The sequence below is a fragment of the Mesorhizobium sp. M8A.F.Ca.ET.208.01.1.1 genome (genome assembly GCF_004791315.1).
Classification (GTDB): Bacteria; Pseudomonadota; Alphaproteobacteria; order Rhizobiales; family Rhizobiaceae; genus Mesorhizobium.
Window position 1 is genome coordinate 1 of the sequence record NZ_SRUT01000359.1, and the last position, 291, is coordinate 291.

Sequence of the window (291 nt, forward strand, 5' to 3'; positions counted from 1 at the left end):
ATAGAAGGTCATACGGCCGAGGCCAGCGAGCAGCGCTTTGGGGAGGGTTGCGCCAAAACCCAAAGACTGGGCCGCGGCGGTGAAGAAGATCGACAAGAGCACGCCGCTCGAGCCCCCCATGGATGCGCCCAGCGTATCGCCGATTGTAGCGACCGTTGCGGCCCTGTCGGCAAGCGGAAGTGCGTCGATACGGTCAAGTACACTGCGCGCGCCGGTCGCCACCGTCGAGCCGGTGTCGCCGTCGCCGGCCTTGGCGTCCAGGCCGTTCAGCGTCTGTTCGAGCGAGATAAG

Annotated in this window: 1 protein-coding gene; it reads right to left on the bottom strand. The window is 65.6% G+C overall.

Going from position 1 to position 291, the window contains the following annotated elements; translation table 11 throughout:
- Window positions 1–291, bottom strand: a 291-nt coding sequence (locus EN851_RS35645; RefSeq protein WP_135931134.1) for a DAK2 domain-containing protein, incomplete at both ends; no start/stop codon positions are given.